15 protein-coding genes are annotated in these 17300 nt (G+C 71.4%); 4 read left to right on the top strand and 11 right to left on the bottom strand.

All coding sequences use genetic code 11. The features are described from left to right. The first annotated feature begins 9 nt into the window (after positions 1-9). Positions 10-696 carry a PhzF family phenazine biosynthesis protein gene (locus ACPCHZ_RS18345; protein WP_423486020.1) on the top strand — a complete coding sequence of 229 codons (687 nt, stop codon included), beginning with the start codon at positions 10-12 and terminating at the stop codon, positions 694-696. Between the two features lie 4 nt (positions 697-700). On the opposite strand, the gene nrdR is transcribed toward ACPCHZ_RS18345, so the two are convergent. Together nrdR and ACPCHZ_RS18335 are read right to left on the bottom strand one after the other, a co-directional pair. After that, complete coding sequence (gene nrdR / locus ACPCHZ_RS18340; protein WP_264015317.1) at positions 701-1165, bottom strand: transcriptional regulator NrdR; 465 nt, start codon at positions 1163-1165, stop codon at positions 701-703. Between the two features lie 157 nt (positions 1166-1322). Further along, on the bottom strand, positions 1323-1772 hold the full coding sequence (locus ACPCHZ_RS18335) for a LysM peptidoglycan-binding domain-containing protein (RefSeq protein ID WP_423486019.1): 450 nt from the start codon (positions 1770-1772) through the stop codon (positions 1323-1325). Between the two features lie 223 nt (positions 1773-1995). Between ACPCHZ_RS18335 and lexA the strand changes: the two genes are divergently transcribed. Then, the gene (gene lexA / locus ACPCHZ_RS18330; protein ID WP_364979174.1) at positions 1996-2709 is read left to right on the top strand and encodes a transcriptional repressor LexA; all 714 of its coding nucleotides are present in this window, start codon (positions 1996-1998) and stop codon (positions 2707-2709) included. 4 nt (positions 2710-2713) lie between these two features. Here lexA and ACPCHZ_RS18325 read toward each other — a convergent pair whose 3' ends face one another. Then, positions 2714-4702, bottom strand: coding sequence for an LGFP repeat-containing protein (locus ACPCHZ_RS18325; protein ID WP_423486018.1), 1989 nt, complete (start codon positions 4700-4702; stop codon positions 2714-2716). A gap of 185 nt (positions 4703-4887) precedes the next feature. Next, positions 4888-6054, bottom strand: a complete 1167-nt coding sequence (locus tag ACPCHZ_RS18320) for an acyl-CoA dehydrogenase family protein (RefSeq protein WP_423486017.1) — start codon at positions 6052-6054, stop codon at positions 4888-4890. 117 nt (positions 6055-6171) lie between these two features. On the opposite strand from ACPCHZ_RS18320, the gene ACPCHZ_RS18315 reads away from it, so the two are divergent. Beyond that, complete coding sequence (locus ACPCHZ_RS18315) at positions 6172-8475, top strand: molybdopterin guanine dinucleotide-containing S/N-oxide reductase (protein WP_423486016.1); 2304 nt, start codon at positions 6172-6174, stop codon at positions 8473-8475. A gap of 52 nt (positions 8476-8527) precedes the next feature. Here ACPCHZ_RS18315 and hflX read toward each other — a convergent pair whose 3' ends face one another. The 5 genes from hflX to ACPCHZ_RS18290 all read right to left on the bottom strand — a co-directional run bounded on the left by hflX (position 8528) and on the right by ACPCHZ_RS18290 (position 13424). Next, positions 8528-9937, bottom strand: coding sequence for a GTPase HflX (gene hflX, locus ACPCHZ_RS18310; protein WP_423486015.1), 1410 nt, complete (start codon positions 9935-9937; stop codon positions 8528-8530). 45 nt (positions 9938-9982) lie between these two features. Beyond that, positions 9983-10855 carry a diaminopimelate epimerase gene (gene dapF / locus ACPCHZ_RS18305; protein WP_423486014.1) on the bottom strand — a complete coding sequence of 291 codons (873 nt, stop codon included), beginning with the start codon at positions 10853-10855 and terminating at the stop codon, positions 9983-9985. Between the two features lie 83 nt (positions 10856-10938). Then, positions 10939-11859, bottom strand: coding sequence for a tRNA (adenosine(37)-N6)-dimethylallyltransferase MiaA (miaA, locus tag ACPCHZ_RS18300; protein ID WP_423486013.1), 921 nt, complete (start codon positions 11857-11859; stop codon positions 10939-10941). After that, entirely contained in the window at positions 11856-12542 is a 687-nt protein-coding gene (locus ACPCHZ_RS18295; RefSeq protein WP_423486012.1) for a hypothetical protein, read from the bottom strand. The genes miaA and ACPCHZ_RS18295 overlap by 4 nt, the downstream gene beginning before the upstream one ends. 9 nt (positions 12543-12551) lie before the next feature. Continuing rightward, complete coding sequence (locus ACPCHZ_RS18290) at positions 12552-13424, bottom strand: DMT family transporter (protein WP_423486011.1); 873 nt, start codon at positions 13422-13424, stop codon at positions 12552-12554. 190 nt (positions 13425-13614) lie between these two features. Between ACPCHZ_RS18290 and ACPCHZ_RS18285 the strand changes: the two genes are divergently transcribed. After that, a complete protein-coding gene (locus ACPCHZ_RS18285; protein WP_423486010.1) occupies positions 13615-15036 on the top strand; it encodes a DUF349 domain-containing protein in 1422 nt (473 codons plus the stop codon). On the opposite strand, the gene ACPCHZ_RS18280 is transcribed toward ACPCHZ_RS18285, so the two are convergent. Together ACPCHZ_RS18280 and miaB are read right to left on the bottom strand one after the other, a co-directional pair. Next, the gene (locus tag ACPCHZ_RS18280) at positions 15033-15629 is read right to left on the bottom strand and encodes a hypothetical protein (RefSeq protein WP_423486009.1); all 597 of its coding nucleotides are present in this window, start codon (positions 15627-15629) and stop codon (positions 15033-15035) included. The two genes, ACPCHZ_RS18285 and ACPCHZ_RS18280, sit on opposite strands and share 4 nt — an antisense overlap. After that, positions 15626-17146 (bottom strand): tRNA (N6-isopentenyl adenosine(37)-C2)-methylthiotransferase MiaB, encoded by a 1521-nt coding sequence (gene miaB, locus ACPCHZ_RS18275; RefSeq protein WP_423486103.1) that lies wholly within the window; start codon positions 17144-17146, stop codon positions 15626-15628. Before miaB ends, ACPCHZ_RS18280 begins: the two co-directional genes overlap by 4 nt. Between the last annotated feature and the right edge of the window lie 154 nt (positions 17147-17300).

The following is a 17300-nucleotide window of genomic DNA, read 5'->3' as shown; positions in this document are numbered from 1 at the left end:
CATCGGCGCATGGCTACCGACGTGACAGTGCTGCGGGTGTTCACCGACGCCGACGGCCAGCTCGGCAACCCCCTCGGCGTGGTGGACGCGGGCACCGTGGACCCCGCCGACCGGCAGCGGATAGCGACCGAACTCGGTTACAGCGAAACGATTTTCGTCGACGTTCCCGAGCCGGGCGCGACCACGGCGCACCTCCGCATCTTCACCCCCGCCACCGAACTCCCGTTCGCCGGCCACCCCACGGTCGGCGCGGCCTGGTGGCTGCGCGAGAACGGGTCGACGCTGCGCACTCTGCAGGTCCCCGCGGGCATCGTGCAGGTCGCTTACGACGGCGACCTGACCGCCGTCAGCGCACGCTCCGACTGGGCGCCGGAGTTCGCGATCCACGAGGTGTCCTCACTCGACGAACTCGCCGCAGCCGACCCGTCGGAGTTTCCCGACGACACCCAGCACTATGTGTGGACGTGGACCGACCGCGACAGGGGCGAAGTGCGCGCGCGGATGTTCGCAGCCGTCCTGGGAGTGCCCGAGGACGAGGCGACCGGCGCCGCCGCCGTGCGCCTCACCGATTACCTCAGCCGGGACCTGACGATCGTGCAGGGCCGGGGTTCGGTGATCCACACCCGGTGGAGCCCGGAGGGATGGGTGCGCGTCGCCGGCCGTGTCATCAGCGACGGCGCACGGCAGTTGCCCTGACCGGTCAGCCCGAGGTCCGCACCCGGCGGTGCTCGCGCAGCGCCTCGATCTCACGCTCGAAGTCGTCGGCCGAGGAGAACGACCGGTACACCGAGGCGAACCGCAGGTACGCCACCTCGTCGAGTTCACGCAGCGGGCCGAGGATCGCCAGGCCCACCTCGTTGCTCGGTATCTCCGGTGAGCCCGCCGCCCGCACGGCGTCCTCGACCTGCTGAGCCAGCAGGTTCAGCGCATCGTCGTCGACCTGACGCCCCTGGCAGGCGCGCCGTACACCCTTGATGACCTTCTCGCGGCTGAACGGCTCGGTGACGCCGCTGCGCTTCACCACCGCCAGCACGGCCGTCTCCACCGTGGTGAAGCGGCGACCGCACTCGGGACAGGACCGCCGCCGGCGAATGGCCTGGCCCTCGTCGGTCTCGCGGGAGTCGACCACCCGCGAGTCGGGATGCCGGCAGAAGGGGCAATGCATCGTCGCTCCTTCGCCTCGTCGACCGGTACGCACGTCGAACCACTCTGAGCGTACCTGCGCGGCGCCGGGACGACCCATCGGCGTCGAGGTCGGCGCGCCTCGACGAGGCGCTGCCACTCCCCTTGCGCAGTACGGCGATTCACCGTGCACGACGCGGTCAGCCCACCGGGGCGATCAACGTCTGGCCGGCGTCGACCGCCGCCGAGTCCAGCTCGTTGAGTTCCCGGATGCGGTCCACGACCGCCGCCACCGGCGCCTCGGGCGCCACCCGCTGCGCGACCTGATGCAGTGATTCGCCGGTCTGCACCTGCACCACCGCCAGTTCGGCCGGCACCTGCGCCGGCGTCCCGACCACCCCGCCGAGCTGCGCCACCACGCCCAGCCACACCGTGATCGCCGCGGCCACCAGGGCCAGGCCCACCGTCGCCAGCGGGGTGATCGGCCTGCGCCGGTGCGACGCCCGCGACACCAGCACGCCCGTGCCGCGGTACTGGACGGGCCGCCCGCCGGGGCGGGTGGACTGCGGCCGCCTGCGCGCCCGCGGCGGCCGGCACACGGCCCGGTCGACCGGTCGCATCTCACTCTGCCGGGGTTCTACGATCGTCATCTTCCTGCCCTCTCCGCCGGTGGTCGTTCGCTACTGTGTTCGAAACATACTCGCTCACGTGTTCGATGGATAGAACATGTGATCGAACTGTTGCGAAACGATAGAGCAGGCCACCGACAAGTCTCGGACCCGATCGAGGACGGCCCCCGGCGACGCCCAATCCCCGCGACACACCTCGAACACATGTTTGATCAACGGGCGTCGGGCGACTACATTCGGCTGCATGAGCGACGACAGCAGGGACATCGGCGAAGGCGGCAGCGCACCGGCGAGCACCGGCGGGCGGCGCACCCTCGACACCCTCACCGAACGACAGAGCACCATTCTCGACGTGATCCGGGCGTCGGTCACCAGCCGCGGATATCCGCCGAGCATCCGCGAGATCGGCGACGCCGTCGGCCTGACGTCGACGTCGTCAGTGGCCCACCAGCTCCGCACGCTGGAGCGCAAGGGCTACCTGCGCCGCGACCCGAACCGGCCGCGCGCAGTCGACGTCCGCGCCTCCGACGATCCCGCCACCGCGGTCGTCACCACCGACGTCGCCGGTTCGGACTCACTGCCCGAGCCGACGTACGTGCCGGTGCTCGGCCGCATCGCCGCGGGTGGCCCGATCCTGGCCGAGGAAGCCGTCGAGGACGTGTTCCCGCTGCCCCGCGAGCTCGTCGGCGAGGGTTCGTTGTTCCTGCTCAAGGTGGTCGGCGAGTCGATGGTGGATGCGGCGATCTGCGACGGCGACTGGGTGGTCGTGCGTCAGCAGAACGTCGCCGACAACGGCGACATCGTCGCGGCCATGATCGACGGCGAGGCGACGGTCAAGACGTTCAAGCGCACCCGCGGGCAGGTGTGGCTGATGCCGCACAATCCGGCGTTCGACCCGATCCCCGGCAACGACGCGGCGGTGCTCGGCAAGGTCGTCACCGTGATCCGCAAGATCTGACCGCTCAGTCCGCTCTGACGAATCCATTCGTACGAGCGAATTCTTCACTGGCGAACCATATTTCGGCCACCGTGTCCTGATAGCCGGGACTCTCCGGCGACCAGTACAGACCCGATCGGGTGTCGGCCTTGATCGGGTAGCCCTCCGGTGGCTCGTTCGAGCCGTCCACCGGCAGATGGATCGCGGTGCGGCCCGGCGTCGGCTCGTCGATGTCGATCGCCGCATGCCTGCCGCTGGGCGTCTCGTCCACCACCTCCACCCGGGTGGGCGTGGTGTCGACGTCATCGGAGTTCTCCTGCAGCGCGGCCTCGAACGCCGGTGCCGTCGTCGCGAGCCCGGCCGACGACTGGCCGGCGACGAAGGGCGAAGCTTCGGCCGCCCGCGGATCCCATGGGCTGGCCGGGCTGGCCGGTTCCGGCACCGCGGCGCCGTCATCGCCGTTGTCGTCGTGCCCCCCATAGGGCCGATCGCCGTACAGCGCGGCGTCGTCATGGTGCGGCTCGTCGTGGTGTGGCTCGTGGTGTGGCTCGTCGTGGGGTGCGTGTTCGTGATTCAGGTCGTCGTACCAGCCGTCACCGGCCGCGCCGAACGGCCCGTCGTCGCCGCGCCCGTCGTCGCGATGCCCGCGCCTGCGGCTGAGCACCACCGCGCCGACGACGAGGCCGATCAGGGCGAGGACCGGGATCAGCGCCAGTAGCCACCAGAGATTCCACTGGTCCCACGGCCGCTCGAACCACCGCTTGGAGTCGGTGTCGCCGGACTGGCCACCGGCCGGCGCCTGCGGCTGCTGCTGGCCGGGCACCTCGAGGCCCGCCAACTGCGAGGCCAGGCCGGCTGGTTCGGTGGTGAACTTGCCCGTGCTGCGGTCCCACGACACTGCGCCGCCGCTGAACCGCTGCGTGACCACCTCGCCGTTCTCGCTCTGGTCGGCCATCGGAGCGCCGAGTTCGCCCGTCGCGCCGCCGAGCTTCGACCATGCGGCGTTCATCGCTCCGCGCACGATGACCGGCCCGTAGTCCGGAGTCCAGTAGATGACCGGCTTGTCCTCGGCGGCGAAGGTGCTGACCCGGCTGTTGACGCCCAGGCCGCCATCGGCCTCGTTGCTCGTCGGGAAGCCGAGATCGCCCTCGGGCCCGCCGACGCTCTCGTACTTGTCGAGCACCTGGCCGGACACGACGTTGGCGCCGGTGGCCGGGGTGTAGAAGATCTTTCCGCCGGCGAAGTCCTGCCCGACGCCGTCGGCGCCGATCGTGTACTGCTCGCCCTCCTTGGCGCCCAGCGGACCCAGCGCGCCGCCCGCGGCACGGCGTGCGGCATTGATGGCCGACGTCGCGTCCTCGGGCACCTGGAGACCGGCCAACTGCCCGGCCAGGTCGGGCGGCACCGTGGTGTAGGCCTTGCTCTTGCGGTTCCACGTCACTTCCCCGCCGGTGAACTTCTGCGACACCTGGTCGCCGCGGTAGACCTCGTCCTCGGCGGGCACCCCGAGCGGCCCCGCGGAGCCACCGAGCTTGTCCCACGCCGCGTTGACGGCGCCGCGAACCACGCGCGCGCCGGTGGCCGGGGTCCAGAAGATCACCGGGTTGTCGGCGGCGCTGAAGGTGGTGTTGCGGCTCTCCGGGCTCACCCGGCCCGGCTGTTCGTCGATGGTCGGGAAGCCCAGGTCGCCGTCGGCGGGCCCGCCGAGCGACTCGTACTTCTCCAGGATCGCGCCCTGGGTGAAGTGCGCTCCCGTCTGCGGGGTGAAGAACATCTTGCCCGCGGCGAAGTTCTGCGCGAATCCCGCGCCGACCGGGTAGACGCCGCCGTCGCGGGGGCCGAGCGGGCCGGTCGGTCCACCACTGGCGTCCCACGCCGCGGTGATCGCGCCGTCGGCGTCGGTCTCCGGTGTCGCCCACGCGAGCGGCGCCGGCGCCAGCGCGACGGCCAGCACCGTCAGCCCCACCGCTGCGCGCCCCAACGCCGCTTTCCGCAGGGTCCGCCGCCAGCTCATCCAACCTCCCCTGGTCCGGCAACTTGCCCGAACGTAGCGCTTTCGCCGACGAGGCGTCTGATGACGTCGGACGAGAAAGCATGAGACCGATCTGGAGGAAAATACCCCGCAAACCGTGCCACCGGCGGCTGGTTGGCCTCCCGCGCGCCGTATGACGGCCATCGGGAGGTCAAAACCGCAGGTGGCTACACCCCCAGGCTGCGTCCGATGATCTCCTTCATGATCTCGGTGGTGCCGCCGTAAATGGTCTGGACGCGCGAATCGAGGTACGCGCGTGCGATCGGGTACTCCCGCATGTACCCGTAGCCGCCGTGCAACTGCAGGCACCGGTCGATCAGGTGGACCTGCTTCTCGGTGGTGTACCACTTGGCCATCGCGGCCTGTTCGACGGTGAGCTTCTCCTCGAGGTGCAACCGGATGAACTCGTCGACCATCATCCGCACCAGGGTGGCCTCGGTGGCCAGTTCCGCCAGCAGGAACCTGCTGTTCTGGAAGCTGCCGATCGGCTTGCCGAACGCCTTGCGCTCTTTGGCGTACTGCAGCGTCTGATCCAGGACCGCCTCCATCGCGGCGGCGGCCATGATGGCGATCGAGATGCGTTCCTGAGGCAGGTTCTGCATCAGGTAGATGAAGCCCTGACCTTCCTCGCCGAGGAGGTTCTCCGCGGGCACCCGCACGTCGGTGAAGGAGAGTTCGGCGGTGTCCTGCGCGTCCAGCCCGATCTTGTCGAGGTGGCGGCCGCGCTCGAAGCCCTCCATGCCGCGCTCGACGACCAGCAGCGAGAAGCCCAGCGCGCCCTTGTCGGGATCGGTCTGGGCCACCACGATCACCAGGTCGGCGTGGATCCCGTTGGTGATGAACGTCTTGGCGCCGTTGAGCACGTAGTGGTCGCCGTCCTTGACGGCGCGGGTCTTGATCCCCTGCAAATCACTGCCGGTGCCCGGTTCGCTCATGGCGATGGCGGAGATCAGCTCGCCGGTGCAGAAACTCGGCAGCCAGCGCTGCTTCTGCTCCTCGGTGGTCAGCCGCAGCAGGTAGGGCGCGACGACGTCGTTGTGCAGGCTGAAGCCGATGCCGCTGTAGCGCCCCGCGGAGGTCTCCTCGGTGATGATGGTGTTGTAGCGGAAGTCCGCGTCGCCCCCGCCGCCGTACTCCTCGGGCACCGCCATCCCGAGGAAGCCCTGCTTGCCCGCCTCCAGCCAGATGCCCCGATCGACGATCTTGTCCTTCTCCCACTGGTCGTGGTGCGGCGCCACGTGGCGCTCCAGGAAGCTGCGGTAGGACTCGCGGAACAGGTCGTGTTCGGCCTCAAAGAGGGTGCGCTCGTACTTGATGGCCGCGGATGTGGGCAAGCCCATGTGGTACCTCCGGTACTGGGTTTCGGACGTGCGGCCAACATATACCAACCGGATGGTTGGTCGCCTGCGGCCCGCCGGTCACCCCGGTCCTCCGGCCGTAGACTCGCGACCGTGCGCAACCGCCCCACCAGCCTCACCCACTGGGGCGGCTTCACCGCGGACGTCCACGCCGGCGACATCGCCGCGGTGACACCCCTGCCCGGCGATGCGGACCCCTCACCGCTGCTGGGCAATCTGCCCGGGTCGATCCGGCACCGATCGCGTATCGCCACGCCGGCCGTGCGCCGCGGATGGCTGCGCGACGGCCCGGGACCGACGACGCGGCGCGGCGCCGACGAGTTCGTCGCCGTCGGGTGGGACGAACTGACCGAGTTGCTCGCCGCGGAGCTGCGCAGGGTCGTCGACACCCACGGCAACGAGGCGATCTACGGCGGCTCCTACGGCTGGGCCAGTGCAGGCCGGTTCCACCACGCGCAGAGCCAGGTGCACCGCTTCCTCAAACTGCTCGGCGGCTACACGTTCTCGCGGCACTCCTACAGCCTGGGCGCCACCGGGGTGATCATGCCGCGGGTGGTCGGCACCCACGACGACCTGTTCAAGCGATCGACCGACTGGGAGGTCATGGTCGCCCACACCGACCTGATGGTGTGCTTCGGCGGCGTGGCACTGAAGAACACCGCGATCAACCACGGCGGCACCACTGCCCACCCGGCGCGGGATGCGTTGCGCCGCATGCGGGAACGCGGCACGCAGATCGTGTCGTTCTCGCCCCTTCGCGACGACGTCGACGGCGAGTGCGAATGGTACGCACCGGTGCCCGGCACCGACGTGGCGATCATGCTGGCCCTGGCCTACGTCCTGGCGACGGAGAAACTGGCCGACCAGGACTTCCTGCGCCGGTACTGCACCGGTTACGAACACTTCGAACGCTATCTGCTCGGTGCCGACGATGCGACGCCCAAGACCCCGCGGTGGGCATCGGCGATCTGCGGTCTGCCCGCCGCCGATCTCACCGCGCTGGCCCGCCGGATGGCGGCGGGCCGCACGATGGTCACCGTCAGCTGGTCACTGCAGCGGATCCGGCACGGCGAACAGGCGCCGTGGATGGGACTGACGCTGGCCGCCATGCTCGGCCAGATCGGCCTGCCCGGAGGCGGATTCGGCCACGGCTACGGGTCGATGAACGAACCGGGCCTGCCGCCGCTGCGGTGCGGCCTGCCCAAGTTGCCGCAGGGCCTCAACCCGGTGCGCACGTTCATCCCGGTCGCCGCCGTCAGCGACATGCTGCTGCATCCCGGCCGCCAATTCGACTACAACGGGCTGCGGCTCACCTATCCCGACATCAGGCTGGTGTACTGGGCCGGCGGCAACCCGTTCCACCACCACCAGGACATCCCCCGGTTGCGCCGAGCACTGGGCCGGCCCGACACCGTGGTGGTGCACGAGCCGTACTGGACGGCGATGGCCCGACACGCCGACATCGTCATCCCGTCGACTACCGCGTTCGAACGCGACGACTACTCGGGATCGCGCAACGACCCGATGCTGATGGCGATGCCGAAACTGGCCGAGCCCTACGCACAGTCCCGCGACGACTACACCACGTTCGCCGCACTCGCCGACCGCCTCGGATTCGGCGAGCAGTTCACCGAGGGCCGCACCGCCCGCCAGTGGCTGGCGCATCTCTACGAGAAGTGGTCGGCCGGGCTGGATTTCGACGTGCCGGCGTTCGAGGAGTTCTGGCGGGCGGGCCGGCTGCGGCTGCCGACCGACGACGGGCTGACACTGCTCTCGGATTTCCGTGCTGATCCGCGGGCACACCGGCTGGGCACGCCGAGCGGGCTCATCGAGATCTTCTCGGCCGACATCGACGGGTTCGGCTACGCCGACTGCGCGGGCCATCCGCGGTGGTACGAGCCCACCGAATGGCTCGGCGGTGACCGCGCGCGGCGCTACCCGCTGCACCTGCTGGCGAACCAGCCGGCGTCGCGGCTGCACGGGCAGCTCGACGGCGGCGCCACCAGTCAGGCCGCGAAAGTGGCCGGGCGTGAGGCGATCCGGATGCACCCCGACGACGCGGCAGCCCGCGGGCTGGCAGGCGGCGACGTCGCACGGGTGTTCAACGACCGAGGCGCGTGCCTGGCCGGCGTCGTCGTCGACGACCGGCTGCGCCCGCAGGTGGTGCAGTTGCCGACCGGCGCATGGTACGACCCGGCCGATCCGAGCGACCCGGATTCCCTGTGCGTGCACGGCAATCCGAACGTGCTCACCGAAGACGTCGGGACGTCGTCGCTGGCGCAGGGCTGTACCGGTGCGCACGTGCTGGTCGAGGTCGAGAAGTTCTGCGGCACTGCGCCGCCCGTGCGGGCCCACGCGCCACCGGTGCTTCACGACCGCCGAGACGACGGTTGTTGACGAGAAAGCCGAGAAGAGGTGTCAACAACCGTAGTGTCGGCGCGATGAACAGCTAGAAGGTGGCGAAGTCCCGAAGGCCGGCGGACAGCGCGACCGGAACCCGGGCCTTGATGCGGGTGCCCTGCTCGGTGTGTTCGGTGGCGTCCACCCTGCCGTCGGCGTGGATGCGGGCGACGAGATCGCCGCGGTCATAGGGCACCGTGACGTCGACGACGACGTCGGTGGGCTCCACCAATTCGGCCATCCGCGTGCGCAGCCGGTCGAGCCCCTCTCCGGTGCGCGCCGAGACGAACACTGCGCCGGGCAGCGCGCTGCGCAGCTGGGCCAGCGTCAGCCCGCTCGCGGCGTCGACCTTGTTGACCACCACGAGTTCGGGCGGCGGCGCCATGTCGTAGTCGGCCGCGACGTCGTTGATCACCTGGCGCACGGCGTTGACCTGTGCCAGCGGGTTGACGTCGGACCCGTCGATGACGTGGACCAGCAGGTCGGCGTCGACGACCTCCTCCAGTGTGGAGCGGAACGCCTCCACCAGCTGGGTGGGCAGATGCCGGACGAAACCGACAGTGTCGGTCAGCACGAACGGCCGCCCGTCGTCGAATTCGCCTCGGCGCGTGGTCGGTTCGAGGGTGGCGAACAATGCGTTCTCGACCAGCACGCCGGCCCCGGTGAGCGCGTTGAGCAGGCTCGACTTGCCGGCGTTGGTGTAGCCCACGATCGCCAGTGCGGCGACGTCGCTGCGTCGCCTGACACTGCGCTGGGTATCGCGGATCTTCTTCATGTCCTTGATCTCGCGGCGCAGTTTCGACATGCGCTCGCGGATCCGGCGCCGATCGGTCTCGATCTTGGTCTCGCCGGGACCGCGAGTGCCGACGCCGCCGCCGCTACCACCGGCGCCGCCACCCTGACGGGACATCGACTCACCCCAGCCGCGAAGCCGGGGCAGCATGTACTCCATCTGGGCCAGCGACACCTGCGACTTGCCCTCGCGGCTGGTGGCGTGCTGGGCGAAGATGTCGAGGATCAGCGCCGTGCGGTCGATCACCTTCACCTTGACCGCCTTCTCCAGCGCGTTGAGCTGAGCGGGACTCAGCTCGCCGTCGCAGATGACGGTGTCGGCGCCGGTGGCCAGGACGATCTCGCGGAGCTCCTGGGCCTTGCCGGAACCGATGTAGGTCGAGGCGTCGGGTTTGTCGCGGCGCTGGATCAGGCCTTCGAGCACCTCCGAACCGGCGGTCTCGGCCAACGCGGCGAGTTCGGCGAGGCTGGCGTCCGCGTCGGCGGCGCTGCCCTCGGTCCACACGCCGACCAGCACGACGCGTTCGAGACGCAGCTGGCGGTATTCGACCTCGGAGACGTCGGCGAGTTCGGTGGACAGTCCGGCGACGCGGCGAAGCGAGGCGCGGTCTTCGAGCGCGAGCTCACCGGTGCTCGGGATGTTGCGGTTGTATTCGGGATGAGTCATAGGCGAATCAAGGTTCGCACGGAGTCCATGTGTCATGCACCTCGATTAACGCAGATGGGAGCGCCACCATTCCTCGGCGAGCTCCCCGTCCGCCAGCAGCACCGACGGTCCGCGCAGGTAGCTGGTCGCCTCGGTGACCGTGACGACGACGCTGCCGCCGGGGACGACGACCGTCAGCTGCCCGGTCTGGGCGCCGTCGTGCGCGAGTGCGGCCACTGCAGCGGCGACCGTGCCCGTCCCGCAAGAGCGGGTCTCCCCCACTCCGCGTTCGTGCACCCGCATCGACACCGCACCGTCGACCGGCGCGGTGAGCACCTCGACGTTGACGCCCTGCGGGAACTGGGCGGCGTCGAAGTGCACCGGCGCGGCGACGTCGAGTGCGGCCAGGTCCGCGGCGGTCAGGGAAGCGTCGACGCAGGCCAGGTGCGGGTTGCCGACGTCCACCGCCAGGCCGGCGAAGACCCGGCCGCCGACGGTGGCAGAACCCGGCCCGAGCTGGTTGGCCTTGCCCATCTCGACGGTGACGTCGGCCGACAGTCGATCGACCTGGTGCAGCACCACCGGCCGCGGACCGGCCAGCGAGCCGACGACGAACTCGTCCCGCGACTCCAGGCCGCGGGCGCGCAGGTAGTGCGCGAACACCCGGACGCCGTTGCCGCACATCTGGGCGATCGAACCGTCGGCGTTGCGGTAGTCCATGTACCAGTCGCCGTCGGCCACCCCGTCGGGAAGCCGGTCGAACACGCCGGCGGCCAGCGCGGCGCCTGCCGTCGTCACGCGGAGCACGCCGTCGGCGCCGAGGCCGCGGCGGCGGTCGCAGAGTGCGGCCACCGCGGCGGGTGCCAGGTCCACCCGCGCGTCGAGGTCGGGCAGCACGACGAAGTCGTTCTGCGTGCCGTGCCCCTTGGCGAACTTCACCTGGTCAGGATACGTGCGTTCCGGCCCGGCCCCCCAGATTCCCCGGGTCACTTCGTTCCTGCCCGCCGGCCTCGATCCCCGGGTCACTTCGTTCCTGCCCGCCGCCACACGGCCAGCGCCCGGTCCGCGTTGGCGGCCGCAGCCCCGTCGAGCCAGGTGATGCGGTGATCGCGGCGGAACCAGGAGCGCTGCCTGCGGACGTAGCGGCGGGTGCCGACGAAGGTCGGTTCGCGGGCCGCCGTGCCGTCGCCGCCGCCGTCCAGGTCGGCGATCACCTGCGCGTAGCCCAGCGCGCGGGCCGCGGTGACGCCGTCGCGCAGTCCGCGGTCCAGCAGCGCGTTGACCTCACCGACCAGGCCGTCCGCGAACATGGTGTCGGTGCGCTGCGCCAGCCGCTCGTCGAGAACCGGTGTCGGCCAATCCAACCCGACGATCGCGGTGTCCCAGCGCGGCGGCGCGCCGATGGCGGGCGCCGACGCTGCGAACGGTCGGCCGGTCAGCTCCACCACCTCCAGCGCGCGCACGATGCGCCGCCCGTCGGTGGGCAGGATCGCTGCGGCGGCGTCGGCGTCGACGGCGGCCAGCTCGCGGTGCAGTGCGGCCACCCCGGCCTCGGCGAGCCGCTGCTCGTAGCGGGCGCGCACCGCAGGGTCGGTGGCGGGGAACGACCACTCGTCGAGCAGCGACTGGACGTAGAGCATCGACCCGCCGACGATCACCGGCACCGCGCCGCGCTCCGCGATCGCCTCGACATCGGCGGACGCGGCGGCCTGGTACCGCGCGACGGTCGCGGTCTCGGTCACGTCGAGCACGTCGAGTTGGTGGTGCGGCACGCCGCGTCGCTCGGCCACCGGTGTCTTGGCCGTGCCGATGTCCATGCCGCGGTAGAGCTGCATGGCGTCGGCGTTGACGATCTCACCGCCGATCCGCTCCGCGACGGCCAGGGCCAGCGCCGACTTGCCGGTGCCGGTGGGCCCGATGACGGCCAGCGGCCGAACGCTCACGGCGTCCACAGGCCGGCGAAGTAGCCCACCCCGTACGGCGCGCCGCGGTAGAACTCCTCGGCCGATCGCGGCGCGGGTCCGGCCAGGCCGGCGAGCACCTGGTAGGCGACCCGGCCGACGACCGCGTCCGGCAGCTCGCCCAGCGCGGCGACGTCCCCGCAGGCCAGTGCGTCGTCGAGCGCCTCCTGCACAGGGACCGAGGCGGGGTCGAACCCACCCGGGGCGGGCGGGGTCAGCGTGTTCGCGCCGTCGGCGACGACGAGCAGCCCGACCGGCTCCTCACGCGCGTCGAGCTCGGCGCGCAGCCGTCGGCCCCGCTCGATCGCCTCGCCGGCGTCGAGCCCGGCCGGGTACACCCGCACCTGCGCCGAGGCGGCGGGCTGGGCCTGCCCGCGGATCCAGCCGGCGATCAGGGCGCACAGCGGAAGGTCGTCGGGCGGGGTGCCGTCGCCCGGCGAGAGCGTCACGCGCTCGTCGACGCCGTAGCCGGCGAACGTCCCCGCCCGGGAATCGTCGATGACCGCGTCGTGCATGCCGGCGCCGACGGCCACCCAGCGGGCGGGCAGCGCCGCGGCGGCGGTCACCACACCATCGCGCAGGCCGGTCAGCTCGGCAGCCGCGGCGCCCGCCAGCCGGGGCACCATGACCGGCGCCGAGGGCACGATCGCGATGGCGGTGAGCACGCCACCAAACTAGTGGCCGGCGGGTGTGTCCGCGCCGGCCGCCTCGCCGCGCGCCAGCGCCGCCGTGGCCACCACCATCGCCGCCGCCGCGGCGATCAGGGTGAACCAGCCGGCCTCGCCGGGACGCAGCGCCTCGCCGAGGACGACGACGCCGAGCACCGACGCCACCACCGGTTCGGTCACCGTCATGGTGGGCAGCGACGCGGTCAGCGCGCCCGCCCGGAAGGACGCCTGCTGCCAGGCGGTGCCTGCCACCGCAACCAGCGCCCACGCGTAGAGCTCGGGCATCCGCAGCACCGCGAGCAGACCGTCGTCGAGACGGTCGACCACGCCCTTGGTCAGCACCGCGAAAAGGCCCCAGAGCGCTCCGGACACCACCGCCAGCAGGACGGCGGCGACCGGTCCCGACCAGATCCTGGCGCCGATCACGCACAGCACCAGCGCCGGCCCGAGCACCACAGCGACCGACGTCCAGACCTCCAGCGAGGCCCGGGCCTGACCGGCGGTGGGGTTGCCGACGGTGACGATCACCGCGACCGCCCCGGCCAGCAGCGCCGCCCACAGCCATTCCCACCGGGTCACCCTCCGGTGGGTCAGCCGGGCGTTGATCGGCAGGGCGAACAGCAGCGAGGTGACCAGGATCGCCTGCACCAGCAGCACCGAGCCCAGGCCGAGCGCGGCGGCCTGCAGGGCGAAACCCACCGCCGAGACCCCGCTGCCCAGCCACCACTGGCGATCACGCAGCAGCCGCAGGAACAGCCCGGTGTGACTGACCGGCTCGTCGGTCACCTCGTGGGCGGACCGCTGGTGGACGACGTCGCCGATCGCGATGAACAGCGCGGCGCCGAGTGCCAGCAGCGCGGCGATATCCGCCTTGGCCATCGCGGTGGTGCCTTCCTGCGGGTGGGCGTGTGGCGTCGAGCCTGCCCAGGAAGGCGCGCCGGTTGCAAACCGGGACGGCGAAGGCGTGCGCATCGCGGGCGGTGACCTGTTTCAATTACGTCGGTACATGCGAGGCGCCGCGTCGCGCGGCAGTGCGCGGATCTTCCGCGCGGAGGTGCGAGGAACCGATATGACGACCAGTGAGCCCGGTACGGCATCCGACGACGATCGACCGGCGGACAGTGAGGTGACCACACCGGCCGACACCGGTGCGGACGCAGCCCCGCCTGCGGCCCCGGCGCCGACTCCCCGGCCCGGTCCGAAACCGGCACCCCGGCCGGGTGCGGCACGGCCGGTGCCCAGGCCCGGACGGCCCGCGGCGGCCGTCGCCGCGCCGCCGGCCAGCGATCCGCACCGCTTCGGGCGGGTGGACCCCGACGGCACCGTCTGGCTGATCACCGCCTCGGGTGAACGCACCATCGGCTCCTGGCAGGCAGGCGACACCGAGGCGGCGTACGCGCACTTCGGCAGGCGCTACGACGACCTGCACACCGAGGTGGCGCTGCTGGAGACCCGGCTGGCGTCCGGCACCGGCGACGCCCGCAAGATCAAGTCGGCGGCCGCCGCACTGGCGGAGACCCTTCCGGAGGCGCACGTGCTGGGCGACGTGGACGCGCTGGCCGCCCGCCTGGCGGCGATCGCCGAACACGCCGACGAGGCGTCCGCGGCAGAGAAGGCCCGCCGTGAGGAACACCGGGCGGCCCAACTCGCCCGCAAGGAGGCGCTCGCCGCGGAGGCCGAGGAGCTGGGCGCCAATGCCACCCAGTGGAAGTCCGCGGGCGACCGGCTCCGCGAGATCCTCGACGAGTGGCGCACCATCAGCGGACTCGACCGCAGGACCGACGACGCGCTGTGGAAGCGGTATTCGGCGGCCCGTGAGACGTTCAACCGGCGGCGGGGTTCGCACTTCGCCGAACTGGACCGCGGCCGCGCCGGCGCCCGCCAGGCCAAGGAGGCACTGTGCGAACGCGCCGAGGCGCTCGCCGGGTCCACCGACTGGGGGCCGACGAGCGGGGCGTTCCGCGATCTGCTCGCCGAGTGGAAGGCCGCGGGGCGGGCGGCCAAGGACGTCGACGACGCGCTGTGGCAGCGCTTCAAGGGTGCGCAGGACCGGTTCTTCTCCGCCCGCAACGCGGCCACGTCCGAGCGGGACAACGAGTTCAAGGCCAACGCCGCGGCCAAGGAGGCGCTGCTGACCGAGGCCGAGCGGATCGACGTGACCGACGTCGATGCCGCCCGCGCGGCGATGCGCACCATCGGCGACAAGTGGGATGCCATCGGGAAGGTGCCCCGTGAGCGGAGCGCCGACCTGGAGCGGCGGATGCGCGCGGTCGAGAAGAAGGTCCGGGACGCGGCGTCCACCGGCTGGTCGGACCCCGAGGCGCAGGCGCGCGCAGATCAGTTCCGCACGCGCGCAGAGCAGTACGAGCGGCAGGCGGAGAAGGCCGCCGCGGCGGGGCGCACCAAGGACGCGGAGCAGGCACGCGCGAACGCCGAGCAGTGGCGGCAGTGGGCCGAGGCCGCGGTCGAGGCGCTCGGTAAGCGGCGTTAGGTCGCCGGGGCGTCCGGATCGTCGCCGAAGCCGTCGAGCAGCCCCTTGCGCTGACCCTCGGCGGCCCGCCGACGGCGCTCCTCCTCGGCGGCCAGTTGCACCGCGGTGCGCGACCACACCACCCGTGCCCAGTGGAACGTCAGCACGATGACCGCGATCCAGCCGACGATCAGGCCGATCCCGGGGCCGGGGTACTGCTCGGGCGCGGTCTGTCGTGACCACACGGCGAGCATCCCGATCGGGCAGGCGACCGCCGAACCCGCGAGGGCGATCCATGCGAGTGCCCACCGCCGGGTCAGCAGCGCGAGAATGGAGAAGCCGACCGAGAACACCAGAGCCAGCCACGTGAAGACCCGCGATGGCAGCGAGATGCCCTCGCCGACAGCGGCTTCGGCTCCCACCAGCACGTCGAAGCCCTTGGCGCCACCGGTGTGCGGGAGGATCAGCGACAGCAGCACCACGAACACCAGCACGGCGACCACCATCGCCCGGGAGCCGGGTTCGAATTCGCGCGCCATCCGCCGTTCGACGTCTTCGATGTCGCCCTTGAACTGTTCGAAGCCCCCGTTGCCGGGATCCCCCGCGGCGCTCATCGGCCGCATCCGTCCGAGGGCGCCGCGGCGGGCGGGGCGCCGATGCCCGGGATGCCGAGGCCGACTCCGGTGCGCGGTCGCCGACCCTCGGCGTGCGCGTCACCGGCGCGGGTGCGGCGGTGCGCGAGCAGCCCGGCGTCGGCGATCAGGTGATGGGGCGCGGCGCCGGTCACGGTCGTGGTGACGACGTCACCGGGCCGGATGTCCGCGCCGCCGGGCGCGAAGTGCACCAGCCGGCCGTCGCGCGCACGGCCCGACATGCGGGCGGTGCTGGCGTCTTTGCGTCCCTCGCCGGTGGCGACCAGTAGTTCGACGGTAGTGCCGACCTGTGCGGCGTTCTCCTCCATCGAGATTCGCTCCTGCAGCTCGATCAGCCGCTGATAGCGTTCCGACACCACGTCTTTGGGCAGCTGGCCGGGCATCTCCGCGGCGGGGGTGCCTGGCCGCTTGGAGTACTGGAAGGTGAATGCGCCGGCGAACCGCGCCCGGGCCACCACGTCGAGGGTCGCCGCGAAGTCCTCTTCGGTCTCCCCGGGGAAGCCGACGATCAGGTCGGTGGTGATCGCCGCGTGCGGGATCGCGTCGCGCACGCGGTCGATGATCCCGAGGAAGCGGTCGGCGCGGTAGGACCGGCGCATCGCACGCAGCACCCGGTCCGACCCGGACTGCAGCGGCATGTGCAGTGTGGGGCACACATTGGGTGTCTCGGCCATCGCCTCGATCACGTCGTCGGTGAACTCGGCCGGATGCGGAGAGGTGAACCGGACCCGCTCCAGCCCGTCGATGTGTCCGCACTCGCGCAACAACTTCGCGAAGGCGCCGCGGTCGCGGGCAAGCCCGGGGCCGGCGAACGAGACGCCGTAGGCATTGACGTTCTGGCCGAGCAGGGTGACCTCGAGCACGCCCTGGTCCACCAGCGAGCGCACCTCGGCCAGGATGTCGGCCGGTCTGCGGTCCACCTCTTTGCCGCGCAGCGCAGGCACGATGCAGAACGTGCAGGTGTTGTTGCAGCCCACCGACACCGAAACCCATGCCGCGTAGGCGGATTCACGGGCCGCCGGAAGCGTCGACGGAAACTCCCGCAGCGACTCCTCGATCTCGACCTGGGCGACCCGGTTGTGGCGCGCGCGCTCGAGCAGCGCAGGCAGCGACCCGATGTTGTGGGTGCCGAAGACCACGTCGACCCACGGGGCCTTGCGCAGCACCGCGTCGCGGTCCTTCTGCGCCAGGCAGCCGCCGACGGCGATCTGCATGTCGGGGTCGGCCTGCTTGCGGGGCGCCAGGTGACTGATGTTGCCGTAGAGCTTGTTGTCGGCGTTCTCGCGCACCGCGCAGGTGTTGAACACCACCACGTCGGCGTCGGCGCCGTCGGCCGCGCGCCGGTACCCGGCCGCCTCCAGCAGACCGGCCAGTCGTTCGGAGTCGTGCACGTTCATCTGGCAGCCGTAGGTGCGGACCTGATAGGTGCGCGCAACCGGGCCTGCGGCGCTGTGCGCCGCCGCCTCCCGCGTCACCATCGAAGTCACGCGCCCATGGTACGGGGACCGCGTCGACGCCCGATCGTGCGGATTGATCAGTTCTCGGCATGCTGAGCATTACCTGGGTAAGGTCTGCACCCATGGACAGCTCCGGCCGGGAGGCGCAGGTCGCCGATCCACCGCCGCAGACCGT

Source organism: Mycobacterium sp. NPDC050041 (genome assembly GCF_049541695.1).
GTDB lineage: Bacteria > Actinomycetota > Actinomycetes > Mycobacteriales > Mycobacteriaceae > Mycobacterium.
The sequence above is the reverse complement of the archived record's forward strand: the minus strand, read 5'-3'. Positions and strand labels throughout refer to the sequence as shown.